The 21,646-nt window shown below is 74.0% G+C and carries 16 protein-coding genes and 1 riboswitch; of the genes, 12 read left to right on the plus strand and 4 right to left on the minus strand.

What is annotated here, in order from left to right; translation table 11 throughout:
* The first annotated feature begins 13 nt into the window (after positions 1-13).
* From QM782_RS21520 to QM782_RS21560, 9 genes are all read left to right on the plus strand, one after another.
* Positions 14-1,189: a PepSY-associated TM helix domain-containing protein gene (locus QM782_RS21520; RefSeq protein WP_415204912.1), complete on the plus strand. Its 1,176-nt coding sequence runs from the start codon at positions 14-16 to the stop codon at positions 1,187-1,189.
* Between the two features lie 45 nt (positions 1,190-1,234).
* Entirely contained in the window at positions 1,235-1,534 is a 300-nt protein-coding gene (locus tag QM782_RS21525; protein WP_415204913.1) for a FeoA family protein, read from the plus strand.
* Positions 1,527-3,425: a ferrous iron transporter B gene (gene feoB / locus QM782_RS21530; protein WP_415204914.1), complete on the plus strand. Its 1,899-nt coding sequence runs from the start codon at positions 1,527-1,529 to the stop codon at positions 3,423-3,425. Before QM782_RS21525 ends, feoB begins: the two co-directional genes overlap by 8 nt.
* A 2-nt stretch (positions 3,426-3,427) precedes the next feature.
* Positions 3,428-3,679 (plus strand): DUF6587 family protein, encoded by a 252-nt coding sequence (locus QM782_RS21535; protein ID WP_415204915.1) that lies wholly within the window; start codon positions 3,428-3,430, stop codon positions 3,677-3,679.
* Positions 3,680-3,741: 62 nt separating this feature from the next.
* Positions 3,742-3,988, plus strand: a riboswitch (cobalamin riboswitch).
* Between the two features lie 139 nt (positions 3,989-4,127).
* Positions 4,128-6,206, plus strand: a complete 2,079-nt coding sequence (locus QM782_RS21540; RefSeq protein ID WP_415204916.1) for a TonB-dependent receptor — start codon at positions 4,128-4,130, stop codon at positions 6,204-6,206.
* Between the two features lie 2 nt (positions 6,207-6,208).
* Entirely contained in the window at positions 6,209-7,243 is a 1,035-nt protein-coding gene (locus QM782_RS21545; RefSeq protein ID WP_415204917.1) for an ABC transporter substrate-binding protein, read from the plus strand.
* 7 nt (positions 7,244-7,250) lie between these two features.
* On the plus strand, positions 7,251-8,336 hold the full coding sequence (locus tag QM782_RS21550; RefSeq protein ID WP_415204918.1) for a FecCD family ABC transporter permease: 1,086 nt from the start codon (positions 7,251-7,253) through the stop codon (positions 8,334-8,336).
* Complete coding sequence (locus QM782_RS21555) at positions 8,333-9,109, plus strand: ABC transporter ATP-binding protein (RefSeq protein ID WP_415204919.1); 777 nt, start codon at positions 8,333-8,335, stop codon at positions 9,107-9,109. Before QM782_RS21550 ends, QM782_RS21555 begins: the two co-directional genes overlap by 4 nt.
* Positions 9,093-9,875 carry a CbiX/SirB N-terminal domain-containing protein gene (locus tag QM782_RS21560; RefSeq protein WP_415204920.1) on the plus strand — a complete coding sequence of 261 codons (783 nt, stop codon included), beginning with the start codon at positions 9,093-9,095 and terminating at the stop codon, positions 9,873-9,875. The genes QM782_RS21555 and QM782_RS21560 overlap by 17 nt, the downstream gene beginning before the upstream one ends.
* Before the next feature lie 157 nt (positions 9,876-10,032).
* Here the strand turns inward: QM782_RS21560 and QM782_RS21565 are convergent, their stop codons facing one another.
* Positions 10,033-10,452, minus strand: coding sequence for a GNAT family N-acetyltransferase (locus QM782_RS21565; RefSeq protein ID WP_415204921.1), 420 nt, complete (start codon positions 10,450-10,452; stop codon positions 10,033-10,035).
* 203 nt (positions 10,453-10,655) lie between these two features.
* Here QM782_RS21565 and QM782_RS21570 point away from each other — a divergent pair, with 203 nt between their 5' ends.
* The 3 genes from QM782_RS21570 (at position 10,656) to QM782_RS21580 (ending at position 15,589) form a co-directional block, all read left to right on the plus strand.
* On the plus strand, positions 10,656-11,528 hold the full coding sequence (locus QM782_RS21570) for an ABC transporter substrate-binding protein (protein ID WP_415204922.1): 873 nt from the start codon (positions 10,656-10,658) through the stop codon (positions 11,526-11,528).
* Positions 11,529-11,942: 414 nt separating this feature from the next.
* Positions 11,943-14,564, plus strand: a complete 2,622-nt coding sequence (locus QM782_RS21575) for an MHYT domain-containing protein (RefSeq protein WP_415204923.1) — start codon at positions 11,943-11,945, stop codon at positions 14,562-14,564.
* A gap of 8 nt (positions 14,565-14,572) precedes the next feature.
* Positions 14,573-15,589 (plus strand): response regulator, encoded by a 1,017-nt coding sequence (locus QM782_RS21580; protein ID WP_415204924.1) that lies wholly within the window; start codon positions 14,573-14,575, stop codon positions 15,587-15,589.
* Between the two features lie 132 nt (positions 15,590-15,721).
* On the opposite strand, the gene QM782_RS21585 is transcribed toward QM782_RS21580, so the two are convergent.
* The 3 genes from QM782_RS21585 to cobN form a co-directional block, all read right to left on the minus strand.
* Positions 15,722-16,177, minus strand: coding sequence for a vWA domain-containing protein (locus QM782_RS21585; protein WP_415204925.1), 456 nt, complete (start codon positions 16,175-16,177; stop codon positions 15,722-15,724).
* A gap of 206 nt (positions 16,178-16,383) precedes the next feature.
* Entirely contained in the window at positions 16,384-17,502 is a 1,119-nt protein-coding gene (locus QM782_RS21590) for an ATP-binding protein (protein WP_415204926.1), read from the minus strand.
* A complete protein-coding gene (cobN, locus tag QM782_RS21595) occupies positions 17,499-21,305 on the minus strand; it encodes a cobaltochelatase subunit CobN (protein WP_415204927.1) in 3,807 nt (1,268 codons plus the stop codon). The genes QM782_RS21590 and cobN overlap by 4 nt, the downstream gene beginning before the upstream one ends.
* Between the last annotated feature and the right edge of the window lie 341 nt (positions 21,306-21,646).

A 21,646-nucleotide genomic window follows, 5' to 3' on the forward strand; every position in this document is an offset into this window, starting at 1 on the left:
CGCGACCGCTCCGATGCCGGGTTTCTCGCTGCCTCGCCCGCGCCAGTTCTGGCGCCAGGTGCATTCGCTCGCCGGCATCACGGCCGGCACGCTGCTGATGCTGATCGGCCTGTCCGGCGCCCTCCTGGCGTTCCGCGAGGAAGCGATCGACTGGCTCAACCCGGGCGGCCGCCACGTGGCCGGGCACGTCGGGCAGGCGGCGCTGGCGCCCCCGCAGCTGCTGGCGGCCGTGCAGCGCACATGGCCGGGCCGTCCGGTGGGCACGCTGGCCGTGTCCGCCGAGCCGGGCGCGGCGGCGCGGGTGATCTTCGCGCCCCAGGGGGGCCAGCGGCGCGGCGAGACGGTGTACCTCGACCCCGCCACCGCCCGGCCGCTGCCGCCGCTGGCGGGCGCGGCGTTCTTCGAGACGGTGGAGAGCCTGCACCGCTGGCTGCTGCTGCCGCGGGAGCCCGGGCGCATCGCCACCGGCATCCTGGCGGCCGGGCTGCTGGGGCTGGCGCTGTCCGGGCTGTACCTGCGGTGGCCACGCCGCCCGCTGGACTGGCGCGCCTGGTTCACGTTCAACACGGCGCTGCGCGGCCGCGCCTTTCTCTGGAACTTGCATGCGGTGGCGGGCACCTGCGCCCTGCTGCCGTACCTGGTGCTCACCACGACCGGCCTGTACTGGGCCTTCGATGTGGTGCGCGAGCGCGTCGACGCGCTGGCGACCGCCTCGGCGCCACCGGCGCGCCCGGCGCCGCGCCCGCGCGCGGCCGGCGACGACGCGGCCGCCGGCGCGGTGGACATCGGCCTGGCCTGGGCCGCGTTCGAGCAGCGCGCCCGGGCCGCCGGCGGCTGGAGCGAGGCCATCGTGCGCGTGCAGCGGGCCGATGCGCCGGCGGTGCTGTTCACCTGGCTGGACGCACGGCCGGCGCACGAGCGCGCGCGCAACCGCACGACGGTCCGGCTGCGCGACGGCGAGGTGCTCCAGGACGAGCGCCATGCGGAAAAGCCGGCCGGCGGCCGGTTCCTGGCCGCGATCTATCCGCTGCACATGGGCAGCTACTTCGGGCTGGCGGGGCGCGTCGCGATGGCGCTGGCCGCGCTGGCACTGCCGGCATTCGGCCTCACGGGGTGGATGCTCTTCCTGTTGCGCAGACAATCCTCGGCCTGCAACAGGCAGCGCCGCGCCGCCGGCGCGGCTTCCTGATGCGCACGGGCCAGGCAACCTGGATTTCACGTGGATATTTCAGACATGCCAACCATGGCACCGGGCGCCCGCCCGGCTCCGGCCGCGCTGCGGCTCGACCAGTTGCCCGACCGCCAGTGGGCCACCGTCCTCGACGTCGCACGCCCGCCGGGCGCGGATGGCCGCGACCTGGCCCTGCGGCTGACGGAGATCGGCTTCGTACCGGGCGAGGCGGTGCGCATCATGGCCCGCGGCATGCCCGGCCGCGAGCCGCTGGCGGTGCGGCTGGGCCACACCACCTTCGCGCTGCGCCGGCACGAGGCGGCGCTGATCCAGGTCGTGCCCGGAGCCGCCGGCCATGGCTGAGGCCGCGATCCGCGTGCGCCCGCAGGCCGCCCCGCCCGGCCGCGTCGCGCTGCTGGGCAATCCAAACTGCGGCAAGACGGCGCTGTTCAACCTGCTGACCGGCAGCCGCCAGAAGGTGGCCAACTACGCCGGCGTCACGGTGGAGCGCAAGGAGGGCGCGCTGCGCACCCCCGCCGGCCGCCGCGTGGCGGTGGTGGACCTGCCGGGCACCTACAGCCTCAACCCGATGTCGGCCGACGAGGCGGTGACGCGCGACGTGATCACCGGCCGGCACCAGGAGCCGCTGCCCGACCTGCTGGTATGCGTGACCGACGCCACCAACCTGCGGCTGAACCTGCGCCTGGTGCTGGAGGCCAGGCAGCTGGGCCTGCCGATGGTGGTGGCGCTGAACATGACCGACATGGCCAGGCGCCAGGGCATCGAGGTCGACGCGGCGGTGCTGTCGCGCGAGCTGGGCGTGCCGGTGATCCCCACCGTCGGCGTGCAGCGCGGCGGCGCCCAGGCGCTGCTGGCCGCGCTCGACGCGCCGGTGCCGCCGGCCTCGCCGGTGCCCTGGGAGGCGCCGGCGTTCGACGAGGTGCTCCACACCCAGCGCGAGGTGCGCCGCATCCTGTCGCTGGCGGTGCACGAGCCGGCCGGCAGCCTGGCCACGAGCGACCGCATCGACCGGATCGTGCTGCATCCGGTGCTGGGCCTGGTGGTGCTGGCGCTGGTGCTGTTCCTGATGTTCCAGGCCGTGTTCGGCTGGGCCGAGGTGCCCATGCAGGCCATCGAGGCGGCCACCGCCGCCGTCGGCGGATGGGCCAGGACGCTGGTGCCGGAGGGCCCGCTGCAGAGCCTGCTGGTCGACGGGGTGATCGCCGGCGCCGGCGGGGTGGTGGTGTTCCTGCCGCAGATCCTGATCCTGTTCCTCTTCATCCTGGCGCTGGAGGACTCGGGCTACCTGCCGCGCGCGGCCTTCCTGCTGGACCGGGTGATGGGCGCGGTGGGCCTGTCGGGCCGCTCCTTCATCCCGCTGCTGTCCAGCTTCGCCTGCGCCATCCCCGGCATCATGGCCACGCGCACCATCGGCAATTGGCGCGACCGGCTCACCACCATCATGATCGCGCCGCTGATGACCTGCTCGGCCCGGCTGCCGGTGTATGCGCTGCTGATCGCCGCGTTCATCCCGCAGCGGCAGGTGGCGGGCGTGGTCAACCTGCAGGGGCTGGTGCTGTTCGGCCTGTACCTGTTCGGCATCGTCGCGGCGATGGCGGTGGCCTGGGTGATGCAGCACCTGCACACCCGGCGGGGCGCCCCGGCCTCGCCGCTGATGATGGAACTGCCGGCCTACCGCTGGCCCAACCCGCGCAACCTGCTGCAGGGGCTGTGGGAGCGCGCCTGGATCTTCCTGCAGCGGGTGGGCACCATCATCCTCACGCTGACCATCCTGCTGTGGTTCCTCTCCAGCTACCCGGTGCCGCCGGCGGGCGCCACGGGGCCGGCCATCCAGTACAGCCTGGCCGGCCTGCTGGGGCGCGCGCTGGAGCACGTGTTCGCGCCGATCGGCTTCAACTGGCAGATCAGCATCGCGCTGGTGCCGGGCATGGCCGCGCGCGAGGTGGCGGTGGGCGCGCTCGGCACCGTGTACGCGCTCTCGGCCACGGGCGACGAGGCGATGGCGGGCGCGCTGGAGCCGCTGATCGCCGGCAGCTGGTCGCTGGCCACGGCGCTGTCGCTGCTGGTGTGGTACGTGTTCGCGCCGCAGTGCCTGTCGACGCTGGCCACCGTCAAGCGCGAGACCGGGTCGTGGAAGTACGTGTTCGTCATGGCGGGCTACCTCTTTGGCCTGGCCTACCTGGCCTGCTTCGCCACCTACCGGCTGGCGCTGGCCTTCGCTGCGGGAGCCTGAGCATGCTGCAGAACCTGATCGTCTTCGCCATCGTGGCCGCCGCCGCGGTGTACGCCGTGTGGCGCTGGATGCCAGCCGCCTGGCGCAGGGGCGCGGCGCGCCGGCTGGCGGCGGGTTCGCAGCGCGCCGGTCTGGTGGACGACGCGCAGGCCGAGCGCCTGGCCGCCTCGCTCGCCAAGACTTCCGGCTGCGGCGACTGCGAGAGCTGCGGGAGCTGCGCCCCGCCTTCCGCCGGCGCCAAGCGCCCGGAGTGACGCGCGGCGCGGTCGCTATACTCCGCGCGCCCCGGGGATCCGTTTCCGGGGCATCCGTGCGTCAGGTGTCTGCATGCCCGCATGCAGAGTAAACGGGAACGAGGTGAAGGCCGGCAGGTTCGGCCCAGGCCTCGGCTGCCCCCGCAACGGTAAGCAAGTTCAAGCGCCGATCGCCGCCCCGCCCTACCGGCAGGCCGGCCGTCACTGAGCCCTCACGTGGTCCGCCGCAACGGCGGATGCGCGGCGGGTTCGGGAAGACGCGGCGCCCGGAGGGCCCCCTCTCCCCTTGCGAGCCCGGATACCGGCCTGCCGCGTCCGAGCATGCCCTGCATGCGAATGCCGGCCGTCTGCGGGGTGCAGACAGGGCGTCCGGCCGCTCGCCCCCGCGGGGCACGCAGCGGCCGCGCGCTGCTGTCGCGACAGGCGGTCCACAACCCTGTCGCGCACGATGCCACGCCATTCCCATCTCCTCCATCCCGCCGCGCTGTGCGCCGCCCTGCTGGGCGCGCCGGCCCTGGCCCAGACCACGCTGCCCGAGGTGCGCGTCACCGACGAAGCCGAGCGCACCGGCGCGCAGCTGCGCCTGCCGGCGCAGACCGCCAGCCACACCGGCCTGTCGATCCAGGACCTGCCGGCCAGCGTCGACGGCGTATCGGCCGAGCAGATGCGCGAGCGCGGCGACGTCGGCCTGGTCGAGGCGGTCACGCGCACGGTCGGCCTGACCTCCAGCAGCACGCCCGGCAACGGCGGCCTGTCGTTCGGCAGCCGCGGCTTCGTCGGCGTGAACTCGGTCGGCGTGGCCGAGGACGGCGTGCCGGCCAGCGTGGCCGCCGGCACCACCTCCTATCCCGGCGACATCTGGGGCTACGAGCGCATCGAGGTGCTGCGCGGGCCGGCCTCGCTGATGTACGGCAGCGGCACCATGGGCGCCACCATCAACGCCGTGCGCAAGCAGCCCAGCCGGACCTTCGGCATCGAGGCGCTGGCGGCCGGCGGCAGCGACGCCACCGGGCGCCTCGGCCTGGGCGCGACCGGCCCGCTGGGCCCGGTCGCCAGCTACCGGCTGGACGTGTACGGCCAGCGCAGCGACGGCGAGCGCGCGATGGGCGACGCGCGCAGCGCCAAGTTCATGGGCACGCTGCGGCTGGAGCCCACGCGCGACCTGCAGCTCGACCTGATCGCCGACCGCAGCCTGCAGAAGCCCGCGCGCTACTTCGGCACGCCCGGGCTGGACGGCCGCGTGGTCGAGGCGCTGCGCGGCGAGAACTACAACACCGCCGACAGCATCGTGCGCTACGAGGAAGACCGCCTGCGCGCCCGCCTGCGCTGGCGCGCCAGCGAGGCCGTGACCGTGCGCAACGAGCTGTTCCACTTCGAGAGCGACCGGCACTGGCGCAACATCGAGGCCTATGCCTACGACCCGGCGGCCGGCACCGTGGCCCGCTCGGACTACCTGGAGATCCTGCACGACGTGGCGCAGACCGGCAACCGCTTCGGCCTGGACCTGGCGCTGGGCCGGCACCAGGTGGCGCTGGGCTGGGAAATCTCCAGGACCAAGTTCCGCAACAGCAGCAACTCGCCCTACCGCGGCGCCTCGGTGGTCTCGGCCTTCGACCCGCAGCATGGCGGCTGGATCAGCCCCGACCCCACGCTGCCGCGGTACGACACCGAACTGCGCCAGAACGCCTTCTACGTCGAGGACGCCTGGAAGCTCTCGGACCAGTGGCTGCTGCTGGCCGGCCTGCGCCGCGACCTGTACGCCTTCGAACGCCGCGAGCTGGTCTCGGGCACGCCGTTCGACAAGGACCTGGGCGGCACCTCGGCCCGCCTGGGCGTGACCTACAAGCTGGACCCGCGCACCAGCCTGTACGCGCAGTACAGCCAGGGCCACGACCCCGTGACCACGATGCTCTCGCTGAACCTGGCGAACCGCGACTTCCGCCTGAGCGAAGGCCGGCAGGTCGAGGCCGGCGTCAAGCAGCAGCTGGCCGACAACCTGGGCGAATGGACGCTCGCCGTCTACCACATCCGCAAGGACGACATCGTCACGCGCGACCCCAGCCGCCCGGCCATCTCCATCCAGGGCGGCAGCCAGTCCTCCAAGGGCGTGGAGCTGGGCGGCGTGCTGCGCGCCAGCGCCGCGCTGCGCCTGGAGGGCAACCTGAGCTACACCGACGCCCGGTTCGGCACGCTGCTGGAAGCCGGCGGCGACCGCGCCGGCAACCGCCCCCTGGGCGTCGCCCGGACGACCGCCAACCTGTGGGCGCACTACCGCGTGGGCGCCTGGCAGGCCTCGGCCGGCGTGCGCAACGTCGGCAAGCGCTTCGCCAACAACGCCAACACCACCGAGTTGCCCTCCTACACGCTGCTCGACGCGGCGCTGCACTGGCAGTTCGACGCCAACACCACGCTGAGCCTGATCGCGCGCAACCTGACCGACCGGTTCTACGTCCATTCCAGCTACGGCAGCCAGTTCCTCGTCGGCCCCGGCCGGCAGTTCGAACTGGCCGCGCAGCTGCGCTTCTGAACGTGCGCCCGGCCGGCCTGTACGCCACCGCGCTGGCGGTGCTGCTGGCGGCGTGCTCGCGGCACGAGGGCGAGGCGCCGCGCGCGTCCGTGCCTGGGCCCGCTGCCGCTGTCGCCGCCGCGGAACCGGCCGCCGTGGCGCCGGTGACCGTCGAGGTCTGCGGCCAGCCCGTCGCCTACCCCCGGGTGCCGCAGCGCGTCGTCACGCACGACGTGAACATCACCGAGATGTTCCTATTCCTGGGCCTGGGCGAGTACCTGGTCGGCACCTCCGGCATCCCGGCGGACAAGGAGATCGACCCGGCCTTCCGCGCGCAGCTGGCGCGCGTGCCCAGCCTGTCGCGCGGAGCGATGAACCTGGAGGCCATCGTCGGCGCGCGCGCCGACTTCGTGTTCGGCGGCTGGAGCTACGGCTTTCGCCCCGGCCAGGTCACGCCGGAGCTGCTGGCCCGGCACGGCATCGCCTCGTACGTGCTGACCGAGTCCTGCATCCACGTCGGCCCGCGCCAGCGCGTGTCCATGGACGACACGCTGGCCGACCTGCGCGCCATCGCGCGCATCTTCCGCATCGAGCGCCAGGCCGAGCCGCGGATCCAGGAGCTGGAGCGCGCGCTGCGCGACCTGGAGCAGCGCACGCAGGCCGTGCCGCAGCGCCCGCGCGTGTTCGTCTACGACAGCGGGCAGGACATCCCGGTGACCTCCGGCCGCTACGGCATGCCGCAGGCGATGATCGAGGCGGCCGGCGGGCGCAACATCTTCGACGACATCCCGCGCAACTGGCCCCGCGGCAACTGGGAGGACGTGGTCGCCCGCGATCCCGAATGGATCGTCATCGTCGACTACGGCCAGCCCGACGCGCAGGGCAAGATCGACTTCCTGCTGCACAAGCCCGAGCTGGCCGGGGTCGACGCCGTGCGCCACCGGCGCTTCTTCGTGCTGACCTACGCCGAGGCCACGCCGGGCCCGCGCAACGTCGCCCGGGCGCGCGCGCTGGCCGCCGCCCTGCACCCGGCGCTGATGGCCGCCGGCCGGCCGTAGACCGGGCATGCGCCGCGCCGCCCGGTTCCTCCCGGCACGCAGCGGGCCGCTCGCGGCCTGGTGCCTGGCGCTGGCCGCGCTGCTGGCGCTGGCCATGACGCTGGCCCTCACCTGGGGCACCGTGCCGATCCCGCCCGCCACCGTCTGGCGGATCGCCTGGCAGCAGGTGCGGCTGGCATTGGGCGCCGAGCCCCTGCCGGCCGCGCCGTGGATCGTGCAGTACGAGCAGATCGTCTGGCTGATCCGCATGCCGCGCGTGCTGCTGGCCGCGCTGGTGGGCGCCGGCCTGGCGGTGGTTGGCGTGGTCATGCAGGCCATGGTGCGCAACCCGCTGGCCGACCCGTACCTGCTGGGCGTGTCCTCCGGCGCCTCGGTCGGCGCCGTCGCGGTGCTGGCCTTCGGCGCCTTCGCGTTCCTCGGCGGGCACGCGCTGACGCTCGGCGCCTTCGCCGGCGCGCTGGCGGCCACCTGCGTGGTGTACGCGCTCGCGCAGGCGCAGGGGCGCATCCACGCCATGCGGCTGATCCTGTGCGGCGTGGCCGTGGGCCACGTGCTGCTGGGCATCACCAGCCTGATCACGCTGACCTCCGGCCAGCGCGAGCTGGCCGCCGCCGTGCTGACCTGGACGCTGGGCAGCCTGGCCGGCACGCAGTGGGACGAGCTGGGCCTGCCCGGCCTGGTGCTGGCCGCCACGCTCGCCTGGCTGCTGCTGCAGGCGCGCGCGCTGAACGCGCTGGCGGGCGGCGAGGAAACGGCCGTGACGCTGGGCATCGACCCGCACGGCCTGCGGCGGCGGCTGTTCGTCGCGGTCTCGCTGGTCACCGGCACCATGGTCGCCGTCAGCGGCGCGATCGGCTTCGTCGGCCTCGTGGTGCCGCACGTCGCGCGCATGCTGGTCGGCACCAGCCACCGCCGCGTGCTGCCGGTGGCCGCGCTGGGCGGCGCCGTGTTCCTGGTGCTGGTGGACCTGCTGGCGCGCACCTGGCTGGCGCCGACCGAGATCCCGGTGGGGGTCGTGACCTCGCTGATCGGCGGGCCGTTCTTCATCTGGATGCTGGCGCGGCACCAGGCCTTCGGGGGGCGCCCGGCATGATGCTCGAAGGCCGCGGGCTGCACTGGGAGGCGCAGGCGCGCCGCATCGTCGACGGCGCCAGCGTGGCGCTGGCGCGCGGCGAATGCCTGGGCCTGATCGGCCCCAACGGCAGCGGCAAGTCCACGCTGCTGCGCCTGCTGTACCGCGCGCTGCGGCCCACGCGCGGGGCCGTGCTGCTGCAGGGCCTGGACGTGCGCGGCATCGCCGAGCGCCGCTTCGCGCAGCAGGTGGCGGTGCTGGCGCAGGAGTCCGCCCCCGGCTTCGAGACCACGGTGGCCGAGCTGGTCATGATGGGCCGCATCCCACACCAGGCCCCGTGGGCGCGCGACAGCGCGCAGGACCACGCCATCGTGCGCGAGGCGCTGCGCCAGGTCGACGCGCTGGCGCTGGCCCGGCGCCCGCTGGCCGAGCTGTCGGGCGGCGAGAAGCAGCGCGTGCTGCTGGCCCGCGCGCTGGCGCAGCAGCCCCAGGTGCTGCTGCTGGACGAGCCGACCAACCACCTGGACATCCGCCACCAGCTCGAGCTGATGGGCCTGCTGCGCCGCCAGCAGCTCAGCACCATCGTCGCGCTGCACGACCTGAACATCGCCGCCCACTACTGCCACCGCCTGGTGCTGATGGACCAGGGCCGCATCGCGGCCGAAGGCCCGCCCGCCCAGGTGCTGACGCCGGCCGCCATCCGGCAGGTCTACGGCGTGGCCGCCGAGGTCGACAGCCACCCGGCCACCGGCCGCCCGCGCATCAGCTTCATTCCCCATGCCCTCGACGACTGAACCCGACACCCCGGACTGCGTGATCCTGCTGGGCCGCGGCGGCACCGGCGCCGCCGCGCGCGAAGCGCTGCAGCGCCTGGCCGAGGCGCTGCAGCCGCGCCTGCCCGGCACGGAAGTGCTGGCCGCCTTCGTCGACAGGGCCGCGCCCTCGCTGCCCGAGGCGCTGGACCGCTGCGCCGGCGCGCGCAGCGTGGCCGTGCTGCCGCTGCTGGCGCCCGACGAGCCGGCGCTGGCCCGCTGGCTGCACAAGGTGGCGATGCGCTGGCGCGCGCGCCGCACCGGCGCGCTGCCGCGCATCGTGTTCGCCCCGCCCCTGATGGCCGCGGAGCGCCTGCCCGAGCTGGCCCGCGAACTGGTCGCCCAGGCCCTGCGGGCCGAGGACGTGGCCGAGACCGCCGGCGCCCAATGGCACAAGGACCCGGTCGCCTGGTCCGCCGTGCCGGAGCACCAGCACCACGTGCTGGTCTGCCTGGGGCCGCGCTGCACGGCCCTGGGCGCCGTGGACGTGTGGCAGCGCCTGGGCGAGTGCCTCAAGGCCGAGCCGGAACTCGGCCGCAGGGTCCGCCCGCTGCAGACCAGCTGCCAGTACCCCTGCAACCATGGCCCGCTGGCGATCGTCTATCCCGAAGGCGTCTGGTACGGGCGCCTGGACGCGCGCAGCCTCGGGCCGGTCCTCGAGGCGCACTTCCTGGAGGGCCGGCCGAGCGCGGAGCATGTCGTGCACCGGCTGCGGCCTGGCGGCGGCGAGGAGCGCGGGCCGGTGTAGTCCGGGCATTGCCGCGCCGCTGAACCTGTGCCGCAAGCCGCGCGTCCCGGGCGTCAGTGCAGACTCGCGCTATTGCCTCGGAACGCGCCGGCGCCGGATAGGCCCGTGCGACCTGGAGCGCCGCGCCGCCTGCTCTGCCTCCGCCGGAAGCGACGGTTCAGGCATCGGCCAAGGAAACTGGCACTCGCTTGAACAGCACCGTCATTTCTGCGGAAGGCACCCGGTAGCCACATGCCTGGAAGAAGTGCTTTGCCCCGCCCATCGCCTTCACGTAGATCGGGACGCCCGGCCACTCGTCTTCAACCCGCCTCATCAGCGCCTTGCCAACGCCACGGCCCTGGGCGTCGCGATGCACGATCAACTCTCCCAGCATCGTGCTGTATGCACCATCGCTGAAGGCGGATACGTAGCCGATGAGCGTACCGTCGGCCTCCCGCGCATGCACCACCAACGGATAGGCCGCATAGGACCGCTCGAAGGCCGCCGCGTCATCGTCGCCTCCCCAGCCGACCGAATCCAGGAGTCGGGCGAACTCCGATGCGGTGACGGTTCTCTCGGTGGAAATTGCGAAGGTCATTGCGGGACTCTACTGTCTTCAAGAGGCCTGAGTCATCGGCCACGCCAACGGAGATTTCCGTGGGATCGTGCCTGGTGGCCGCTACCACGGTGCGCATGAGAGCCCTGCCGCACAGGCCGGGCACAATGCCAACCCGCATGCGCTCCCCCAGCCCGGCCGACCTCCCGCTCTCGCACACCGCGTCGCTCCCTGCGCCCAGCCGCTTGCTGCTCACCCTGCTGCTGGGCCTGCTTCCCCATGCTGCGCAGGCTGGCCCGGTCGCCGCGGGCGGTAGCTCGCCAGCGCGCGCGGCCGCGTCTGCCGCGTTGCGCATCGTCTCGCTGCAACCCTCGCTGACCGAGATCCTCTGTGCGCTCGACGCCTGCGACCGCCTGGTCGCCGTGGACCGCCATTCCGACTGGCCGCCGGCCGTGCAGCAGTTGCCCCGCGTCGGCGGCCTGGCCGATGCCGACATCGAGCGCATCGTCGCGGCCCGGCCCGACCTGGTGCTGCTGCGCCCGCGCAACCGCGTGGCCGAACGGCTGCGGGAACTGGGCCTGCCCGTGCTGACGCTGGACGCGAAAACGCACGCCGACATGCGGCACAACATGGAGGCCGTGGCCCAGGCCATCGGCCGGCCCGGCGCGGGCGAGGCGCTGTGGGCACGCACCAATGCGCGGCTCGACGCGCTGCGCGACCGGCTGCCGCCGCACTGGCGGGGCCGGCGCGTGTACTTCGAGCTGCACGGCGGCGCGGCCGCGGCCGGCGAGGCCTCGTTCATCGGCGAGACGCTGGCCCGGCTGGGCCTGCGCAATGTGGTGCCGGCCAGCCTGGGCGCCTTCCCGAAGCTGGGGCCGGAGTACGCGCTGCGCGCCGACCCCGACCTGCTGATCGTGCACGACACGCCCGGCATGCTGCCGCTGGACGCGCGCCCCGGCTGGCAGGCCATGCGGGCGGTGCGCGAGGGGCGCTACTGCCGCATCGGCGGGCCGCGCTTCGACGTGCTGGCGCGGCCCGGCCCGCGTGTCGACGAGGCGGCCGAGGAGATCATGGCCTGCCTGGCGGCGGTGGACCGCCGGCTGGCGCTCGCGCGGTAGCAGGCCGCTGAAACACCGCTGCCCCACAGGGCGGATCGGCTACGCACGCTGCCGCTTGAGGGCAAGCGGCTGGCAATCGCCCGTACGCATTGGCCGCCTTGCTGGCGCAGCGCCGCGAGGACATGCTTCACCCGGGCACGCGCGCGGCCGATGGCCCGGTCGTGCTGCCTGGACCTGCGGCTTCGAGAGGCACCCCGTCGGAATCCGTCTGCGCGTATCCAAAAGCGGCTACTCGGGGAATGAAATGCGGGTCTTGGGAAGGGCGACGCGGCGGCCAGCCCCGGGTGCCGGCGCGGAAGGGTCCGACGCCATGATTTTCGAGCTGGTTTCAGGGGCCCGAGAGACCGCGACCCCCTATGATGCTCGCTGTCTGGCATGCGTCGTGCCGTCATCACAAGATCAACAAGACCAGGGATGGGAGAAAGCCTATTTTTTGTCGATGCGGCGGCCAGCGGCCCCGCGTTGTACGGCAGCCACGGCGTCGGGCTGGCGCTGCTCTCGCTCGTCGTCTCGGTGTTCTCCGCGACGATGGCGCTGCAGACCGCCCGCGTCGCCCGCAAGGCCCACAACCCGTTCAACCGGCACGTCGCGATCGCCACGGGGGCGATCGCTCTGGGCGGCGGCATCTGGACGATGCACTTCATCGGCATGATGGCCTTCGAGCTGCCGGCACCGGTGCATTTCGCAGTCGCCCCGACGCTGCTGTCGCTGTTGCCCGCCTGGATCGCGTCGGCCAGTGTGCTGCACCTGCTGGGCGGCGGCCCTGTCTCCGCCCTACGGCTGCTGGCCTGCGGCATGCTGGTGGGGCTGGGCGTCGGCGCGATGCACTATGTCGGCATGTCGGCCATGCGCACGCCGCTGCAGATGCGCTTCGCCCCATTTCCGTTCCTGCTGTCGATCGGTCTGGCCGTCACGCTGCCCGCGCTGTCGCTGTGGGTGCAAAGGGCGCTGGGGCGCACCGCGCTGAGCAGCCTGCAGCGCCTGCTGGCCGGCGGCACGCTGCTGGGGCTGGCCATCGCCAGCATGCACTACGCCGGAATGAGCACGCTGCGCTTCCACGGCGAGCCCGGCATGGCCGCCACCGGCATCGTGTTCGACACCGGCTTCGCGGCGCTGGGCCTGTCCGCCGTCACGATCGCCGTCTCGGTGCTGGTGGCCGCGCTCAACGGCCTGATGCGCTCGCGCGAGCTGTTCCGCGAGATGGAGAACGGCCGGCTGCGCCTGCAGGCCATCCTGGACACCGCGGTGGACGGCATCATCACCATCGACAGCCGCGGCCTGATCCAGAGCATGAACCAGTCGGCCGAGCGCCTGTTCGGCTGGACGGCCGCGGAGGTGACGGGCCGCAACATCAAGATGCTGATGCCCGAGCCCGACCAGTCGCGCCACGACGGCTACCTGGAGAACTACCGCCGCACCGGGGTGCCGAAGATCATCGGCAGCGGCCGCGAGGTCGTCGGCCTGCGCAAGGACGGCAGCCTGATGCCGATGCGGCTGGCCGTCGGCCGCGTGGACCTGCCCGGCGAGTTGCTGTTCGTGGGCTTCGTCAGCGACATCAGCAATCGCATCGCGCTGGAGGCCTCGCTGCGCGAGACGGCCGAGCGCGCCGAACGCGCCGCCGCGGCCAAGAGCACCTTCCTGGCCAACATGAGCCACGAGATCCGCACGCCGATGAACTCCATCATCGGCTTCACCGAGCTGCTGCTGCAGGGCAACCTCACGGCCACGCAGCGCAGCCAGCTCGGCACCATCCGCCAGTCGTCGCGCGCGCTGCTCGGGCTGATCAACGACATCCTCGACACCACGCGGATGGAGAAGGACCGGCTGAAGCTGGAGACCATCGACTTCTCGCTGAAGGAGCTGGCGCTGCAGATCGCGTCCTCGCTGGGCCTGGCCGCGCAGGCCAAGCAGCTCACGCTCGCCACCGTCTACCCGCCGCAGATGCCCGAGTATTTCCGCGGCGATCCGCTGCGCGTGCTGCAGGTGCTGACCAACCTGGTGGGCAACGCCATCAAGTTCACCGAGAAGGGCGGCGTCGAGCTGCGGTTCTCGCAGGAGGGCGACCAGGTGCACGTGCAGGTGCGCGACACCGGCATCGGCATGACGCCCCGGCAGATGACCTCGATCTTCGCCGCGTTCAGCCAGGCCGATCCGTCGATCGGCCGCCGCTTCGGCGGCACCGGGCTGGGCACCACCATCTCGCGCCAGCTGGTGGAGCTGATGGGCGGGTGTATCGAGGTCGAGAGCGAAATCGGCCAGGGCAGCTGCTTCCATGTCTGGCTGCCGTTGCCGGTGGGGGGGCCGCCGGCGCACGCCGCGCCCGAGGTGCCACGCACCGCGCTGCCGCCGCTGCGCATCCTGATCGTCGACGACGTGGCGCAGAACCTGGAGCTGCTCGCGCTCACGCTGCAAAGCGGCGGGCACACGCTGGAGATGGCGCGCGACGGCGCCGAGGCGGTGGAGAAGTTCATCGCCGGCCGCTTCGACGTGGTGCTGATGGACGTGCACATGCCGGGTGTCGACGGGCTGCAGGCCACGCGGCTGATCCGCCAGCACGAGCGCGCGCAAGGGCGCGCCGCCACGCCGGTGATCGCGCTGACGGCCAGCGTGATGGAAGAAGACCGGCGCGCCGCCCGCCAGGCCGGCATGGACGGTTTCGCGGTCAAGCCGCTGGAAGTGCCGCGGCTGGTCGAGGAGATGGCGCGCGTGCTGGGCCTGGGCGATGATCCGGCGCCGCGGCCGCAAGCCGCCGATGCCGGCGAGGCGTCCGCCAGAACGGCCTCCGGCGGCGACGAGCCGCTGGCGGACCTGGGCGCCGCGCTGCGCGCGCTGGAGGATCTGCTGGCGCACAACGAGATCGACAGCGAGCTCGTCGACGCCGTGTGCGGCGCGCTCGAGCGGCTGGAGGAGCGCGAGCGCGCGCACGCGCTGCTGGCCGCCATCGATGAATTCGAATTCGGCCGCGCCCGGGCACTGGTGCAGCAATTGCTGCAGGTGCACGGCAGCCTGGCCCAGACTGGGAGCCACAGCGAATGAAGCGCAGCATGAGGGATCAGCGCCGCAGCACCTTGCTGCTGGTGGACGACGAGCCGGCGAACCTGCAGGTACTGCGCTACACGCTGCAGGACGAGCACCGTTTGCTGTTCGCCCGCGACGGGCAGACGGCGCTGGCGCTGGTGCGCGCCGAACGGCCCGATCTGGTGCTGCTCGACGTGATGATGCCGGGCCTCACCGGCTACGAGGTCTGCAAGGCCTTGAAGGCCGACCCGGCGGTGGCCGCCATCCCGGTGATCTTCGTCACCGCGATGTCGGAATCCACCGACGAGCAGTACGGCCTGGAGCTCGGCGCGGTGGACTACATCGCCAAGCCCTTCAACCCGCACATCGTGCGCGCGCGGGTGCGCAACCATCTCTCGCTGGTGCAGGCCAGGGAGCTGCGCGAGACGCGGCTGCAGCTCGTGCAGAGCCTGGGCACCGCCGCGGAGTTCAAGGACCAAGAGACCGGCCGGCACGTGATCCGCATGAGCCATTTCTCGCGCACGCTGGCGCTGGCGGTGGGCTACGGCGAAGCGGCGGCCGAGGACGTGCTGCACGCCGCGCCGATGCACGACGTCGGCAAGATCGGCATTCCCGACGCCATCCTGCAAAAGCCCGGCCCGCTCACGCCCGAGGAAATGGCCACGATGCGCACCCATACCGTGATCGGCGCCCGCATCATCGGCAAGCATCCCTCGAGCATGCTGGACATGGCGGCGACCATCGCGCTCAGGCACCACGAGAAATGGGACGGCAGCGGCTATCCGGATGGCCTGGCCGGCGAGGCCATCCCGCACGTGGCCCGTGTGGTCGCGCTCGCCGACACCTTCGACGCGCTGACCAGCGCGCGCTGCTACAAGCCGGCCTGGCCCGTGGACCAGGCGCTGGACTACATCCGCCGCGAGAGCGGCCGCCACTTCGACCCGGAGCTGGTGCCCGTCTTCATGGACTGCCTGCCGGAGATCCTGCGCGTGCGCACGCAATGGGCGGACGAGCCGCCGGACGGGACGAAGGCCGGGGGCTGAACGTTCGAGCGTTCACGCAGGCGCCGACTCCAGGTCCTGCCGGACACGATGCGCGGCATGGATTGCCGAGCCATTGGCGCTGAGGCTGCCGGCGGCGTTCGGTGGCGGCGTCCCGTCCTTTGCGCTGCCGGCTCACCCCCATGCATCCGCGCGCAGGCAGTCCGCTCCCCACTGCCGCGCCAGGGCCTGGGCGCGGCCCAGCCGCAGGCGGCCCGCTTCGAAGTCGATCACGCGCACCTGCGCCGCCTGGGCCGGGCGCGGCGGCGCGTCGCGCGAGCGGCCGTCGGTCAGCAGCCAGAGCCAGCCCTCCTCCGCCGGCGCGCGGCAGGCGGTGGCCAGCAGCTGCGCCGCCTGCGCGACGGCCGGGCCCAGCGGGGTGCCGCCGCCGGCGCCGATGGGCGCCACCCAGCCGTCGTTCCAGGCCGCGGCCTTGCGCGGCGGCAGGCGCAGTTCGACCTGCGTGCCGGCGAAGCACAGCAGCGCCACGCGGTCGCGCCGGCGGTAGGCCTGCTCCATCAGCGCCAGCAGCACGCCCTTGGCGCGCGCCAGCGCGCCGCCGGCGGCCATCGAGCCCGAGCAGTCGAGCACGAAGCAGTGCAGCCGCCGGGCCGCCGGCGGCCGCGGCTGGCGGCGCAGGTGCCGCGGCGCGAGCGGGCCGGCGCCGCGCGCGGCCAGCGTGCGGGGCCAGTCCCAGCCGCCCGTGGCCGGGCCGCCCTGTAGCCGAGTGGCCAGATGCGCCTCCGCGCCCGGCGCGCGCCCGGCGGCCCGGCCCGGCGCGGCGTCGGCGCGGAGGCTCAGGCTTTTTTTGCGGCGGCTCCCGTGCCGCCGGGCAGCAGGTCGGGGACGGCCAGGCGCACGGTGCCGGTGGGCTCGGGCGGCATGGCGCCCCAGTCGGGCTCGTGTCCGGGGCCGGCCGCGCCGCCGGCATCCGCAGCGGCGGCGCCCGGCGCCGGCGCGGCCGGCGGGTCCGTCATCGGCTGCGGCGCGCCGGCGGGTTGTGGGGCTCCGGCGGGCTGCGGCGCTCCGGGCTTGCGCCGGTGCGCCAGGGCCAGCTCGGCCACCGCCTGCACGTGCCGGGGCGTGACCTCGGCATCGGCCTGCCACGCGGCCCAGGCCCGGGCGGCGCGCAGCAGCACCAGGTCGGCGCGCAGGCCGTCGACCTGCGCCTGCACGCACAGCGCGCCGGCGGCCTGCAGCACCGCGTCGGACCAGGGCAGCGCCCCGGGGGCCTGCACGCGTTCGCGCGCCGCGCCCAGGCGCGCCGCCAGCGCGGCCTGCCGGTCGGCGTGGCGGGCGCGGAAGGCGGCCGGGTCGGCCTCGAACTGCAGCCGCGCGCGCACGATGGCCTGGCGCTCGCGCAGGTCGGCCACGTTGCCCAGCCGCACGCACAGGCCGAGCCGGTCGAGCAGCTGCGGGCGCAACTGCCCCTCCTCCGGGTTCATGGTGCCGACGAGCACGAAGCGCGCCGCATGGCGGTGCGAGATGCCGTCGCGCTCGACCACGTGGACGCCGCTGGCGGCGGCGTCGAGCAGCACGTCGACCAGCGCGTCGGGCAGCAGGTTGATCTCGTCCACGTACAGCACGCCGCCGTGCGCGCGCGCCAGCAGGCCGGGCGCGAAGCGCACCGCGTGGCCGGCCAGCGCCTGCTGCAGGTCCAGCGTGCCGGCCAGGTGTTCCAGCGAGGCGCCCAGCGGCAGCGTGACGAAGGGCGCGCCTTCGATCAGCTCGGCCAGCGCACGCGCGGCCGTGGACTTGGCCGTGCCGCGCGGCCCCTCGACCAGCACGCCGCCGATGCGCGGGTCGATCGCGGCCAGCAGCAGCGCCTGGCACAGCGCCGGCTGGCCGGCGATGGCGGCGAACGGGAACAGCGGCGGCAAATCGGGCGCGGGCAGATCGGGTGCGGATTGGCTCATCGCCCTCCCTCCATCAGGTGTTCGTGGTCCAGCAGCAGTTCCTCCAGCTGCCGGCGGTAGTCGCCCGGTGCGGCCCACAGGCCGCGCTGCATGGCCTCCAGCAGCCGCTCCAGCATGCCGCGCAGGGCCTCGGGGTTGTGCCGCGCGACGAAGCCGCGGGTGGCGGCGTCGAGCAGGTAGGCGTCGGCCACCAGCGCGTAGTGGTGGTCGGCCACCTGGCCGGTCGTGGCGTCGAAGCCGAACAGGTAGTCCACCGTGGCGGCCATCTCGAAGGCGCCCTTGTAGCCGTGGCGCATGGCGCCGGCGATCCACTTGGGGTTGGTCACGCGCGCGCGCACCACGCGGCCGATCTCCTGGTGCAGCGTGCGCACGCGCGGCTGCCGCGGGTCGGCATGGTCGCCGTGGACCAGCATGGGCGTGCGGCCCGAGACCGCGCGCACGGCCGCGGCCATGCCGCCCTGGAACTGCAGGTAGTCGCCCGAGTCCAGGATGTCGTGCTCGCGGCTGTCCTGGTTCTGGGCGACGACGTCCAGCTCGCCCAGGCGGCGGCGCAGCGCGGCGCCGGCCGGCACGCCGTCGGCGTTCTGCCCGTAGGCGTGGGCGCTCCAGCCGATCCAGGCGCGGGCCAGGTCGTCGCCGTCCTGCCAGTCGCCACTGGCCAGCAGCGGGTCCAGCCCGGTGCCGTAGTGGCCCGGCGGCGCGCCGAACACGCGCCAGCCGGCCTGGCGCCGCGCGTCCTCGGCGCTGGCGCCCTGCGCCTGCAGCGCCTGGGCTTCGGCCAGCATGCGCGCGCGGACCGGGTTGTCCTCGGCATCCTCTTCCAGCGCGGCCACGGCCTGGACGGCCGCGTCGAACATCTGCACGGTGAGCGGGAAGGCGTCGCGGAAGAAGCCGGAGATGCGCAGCGTGACGTCCACGCGCGGGCGGTGCAGGCCGGCGCGCGGCACGACCTCGAAGTCCAGCACGCGCTGGCTGCCGGGCGCCCACCGGGGCCGCACGCCGATCAGCGCGAAGGCCTGGGCGATGTCGTCGCCGCCGGTGCGCATGGTGGCCGTGCCCCAGACCGACAGGCCCAGCGCGCGCGGGTACTCGCCGTGCTGCTGCAGGTAGCGCTCGATCAGCTGGTCGGCCGCCTGCCGGCCCAGCTGCCAGGCGGCCTGGGTCGGAATCGCGCGCGTGTCCAGCGTGTAGAAGTTGCGGCCGGTCGGCAGCACGTCGGGCCGGCCGCGCGATGGCGAGCCGCTGGGGCCGGCCGGCACGAACAGGCCCTGCAGCCCGCGCGCCAGCTGGCGCAGTTCCTCGGCCCCGCAGGCGTCGAGCGCGGGTGCCAGGTGGTCGCGCACGCGCTGCAGCACGGCGCAGGTGTGCGGCCAGCCGGCGGCCAGCGCCGGGTCGTCCAGCACCTGTTGCGCCAGCAGCTCCAGCCGCTCGCGCGTGTCGCCGGCATGGCGCCAGGGCGCGCCGCTCACGGCCTGCAGCGCGACGGGGCGCGCGCCGGTCCAGGGCTTCGCTGGCTCCAGGCGCAGCGGGTCGAAGGCCGCGCCGTCCGGCGCGGGCGGCAGCAGGTCGGCGGCCAGCGCGGCGGGCAGGCCCATCTCGGCGCCCTGCCCGCTGCCGCTCGGAAAGCGCGCCAGCGCCACCAGCGTGTCGCGGCGCTGGCGGCCCTGGGGCGAGCGGCCGAACACGTGCAGGCCGTCGCGGATCTGCGTCTCCTTCAGCTCGCAGAGGTAGGCGTCGATGCGTTCGAGCAGGGCCTGCTCGTCCTGTTCGGCGCCGGGCGGCAGGTCGAGCTCGCCGGCCAGGTGCTGGCGGCGCACCGCGTCCACGATCTGGCGGCGCAGCAGCGCGGCGCGGCGCGCGTCGACCAGCAGCGCGTCGTAGTACTCGTCGACCAGGCGCTCCAGGTCCTGCAGCGGGCCGTGGTTCTCGGCGCGCGTCAGCGGCGGCATCAGATGGTCGACGATCACCGCCTGGCTGCGGCGCTTGGCCTGCGCGCCCTCGCCGGGGTCGTTGACGATGAAGGGGTACAGGTGCGGCAGCGGCCCCAGGATGGCGTCGGGCCAGCAGGCGCCGGACAGCGCCAGGCTCTTGCCGGGCAGCCATTCCAGGTTGCCGTGCTTGCCGACGTGGACCACGGCGTCCACCGCGAACACGTCGCGCAGCCAGAAATAGAAGGCCAGGTAGTGGTGCGGCGGCACGAGCTCGGCGTCGTGGTAGCTGGCGTAGTCCTGCGCGCCGCCCAGCGCGCGCGCCGGCTGGATGCCGACGAAGACCCGGCCCAGCCGCAGCCCGGCGACCAGGAAGCGGCCCTGGCGCAGCGCCGGGTCGGCCTCCGGCGGGCCCCAGCGCGCGGTGACGGCCTCGGCCATGCCGGCCGGCAGCGCGGCCAGCCGCGCGCGGTAGTCCGCGAGCGCGTAGCTCTGCCAGGCCGGGCGCAGCGGCCACTGCGCCGGATCGTTGGCGATGCCCTGCTGCAGCTGGCGCATCAGCGCGTCGCCGTCGGCCGGAAGCGCCTGCGGCGGACCGAGCGCGTAGCCCTCCTCCGCCAGGCGCTGCAGGATGGCGAGCACCGAGGCCGGCGTGTCCAGCCCGACGCCGCTGCCGATGCGCCCCTCGCTGCCCGGGTAGTTGGCCAGCACCAGCGCCAGCCGCTTGTCCCGCGCCGGCAGCGTGCGCAGCCGGCACCAGCGCTGCGCCAGCTCGGCCACGAAGTCCACGCGGTCGGGCTCGCTGCGGTAGGCCACGACGTCGGTCTGCGTGACCGGGCAGCGGTGCGCCAGGCCCTTGAAGCTGATCGCGCGCGTGACGATGCGCCCGTCCATCTCGGGCAGCACGACCTGCATGGCGATGTCGCGCGGGCGCAGGCCCTGGGCGTCGGCCAGCCAGTCCTCGCGGTTGCTGCCGCTGGTGACGACCTGCAGCACCGGCGCGTCGCCGGCCAGCGCCTGGCCCGGCTCCAGCGCCGAGAAGGCGGTGGTGTTCAGCACCAGTTGCACGGCATGCCCGGCGCACAGCGACTGCAGCGCCGACAGGCACAGCGCGTCCTTCAGCGAATCGACGGCCAGCGGCAGCGGGTTCAGCCCGCGCGCGTGCAGCGCCAGGGCCAGCGCGTCGAACGGCTCGGTGTTGCCGGCCAGCAGGTGCGAGCGGTAGAACACCAGCGCGACGGCGGGCGCGCCCGGCCGCCAGGCCCGGCGCAGGTCGTCCAGCCCGGGCACCGCGTGGGCCGCGGCGCACAGTGCCGGCGGCACGTGGACGGCCACCTGCGGCAAGGGGCGCGGCGGCTCCGGCGCCTCGCCCCGCCCCAGGCCGAAGAAGGCCACGGCCTGCAGGAACGCCCGCGCGTTCGCCGGCCCGCCGGCGCGCAGGTACTGCCACAGCCGGCGGCCCTGCTCCGGCGCCAGCGTGCTGCGCGCCAGCAGGTGCGGGTCTTCCTGCAGGTCGCCCGAGAACATGGCCAGCCGCTGGCCGCGCTGGCGCGCGAGCGCGGCGATCTGCTGCACGCCGTAGGGCCAGGCCGATTCGGAGCCCAGGTGGTCCACCACGACCACGCGCGCGTGCTGCAGCACCTGGTCCACGTACAGGTCCAGCGAGGCCGGCTGGCGCAGGTGCAGCAGGTTGGCCAGGCGCAGGCTGGCAAAGCCGCCCGGCGCGCGGCCCAGCTGCTGCGCGGCGGCCGACAGCAGCGCCAGCGTGGTGTCGGCCGAGCTCAGCACGACGATGTCGGCCGGCTCCTGGTCGAGCCGCGCGACGACGCCGTCGTCCTCGACGAAGCCGCCGGGGCGGGTGGAGAGCAGGTGCATGTCAGTGGCTCCCGGTACCGTACCCGCGGCCGAGCGCAGCGATGGCCCGGATGGATGTCCGTCCCCCGGAGCCCCTGTGCCCACGCCGAGGAGCGCAGCGGCATGGGCGGCGCGCGAGCATCGCGCGCTTCGTGCACTGACTCATCGCATCTGTCTGAGCGGAGTTCGCGCAGCGAACGCAGCGAGTGATGCGATGCGCCCATGCCGCGAGCACCGCAGGTTGCCCGGAGCGAAGCGAAGGGTCGTGGGCACTGGGGTCGCCTTCTTTTGCTTCCTTTTCTTGGGCAGAGAGCAAGAAAAGGGAGTCGCCCGCGGGGGCGAAATCCCCGCCTGCGGCAGCT

This window comes from Pseudorhodoferax sp. (assembly GCF_047601025.1).
In the GTDB taxonomy this organism is placed as follows: Bacteria; Pseudomonadota; Gammaproteobacteria; order Burkholderiales; family Burkholderiaceae_C; genus Pseudorhodoferax.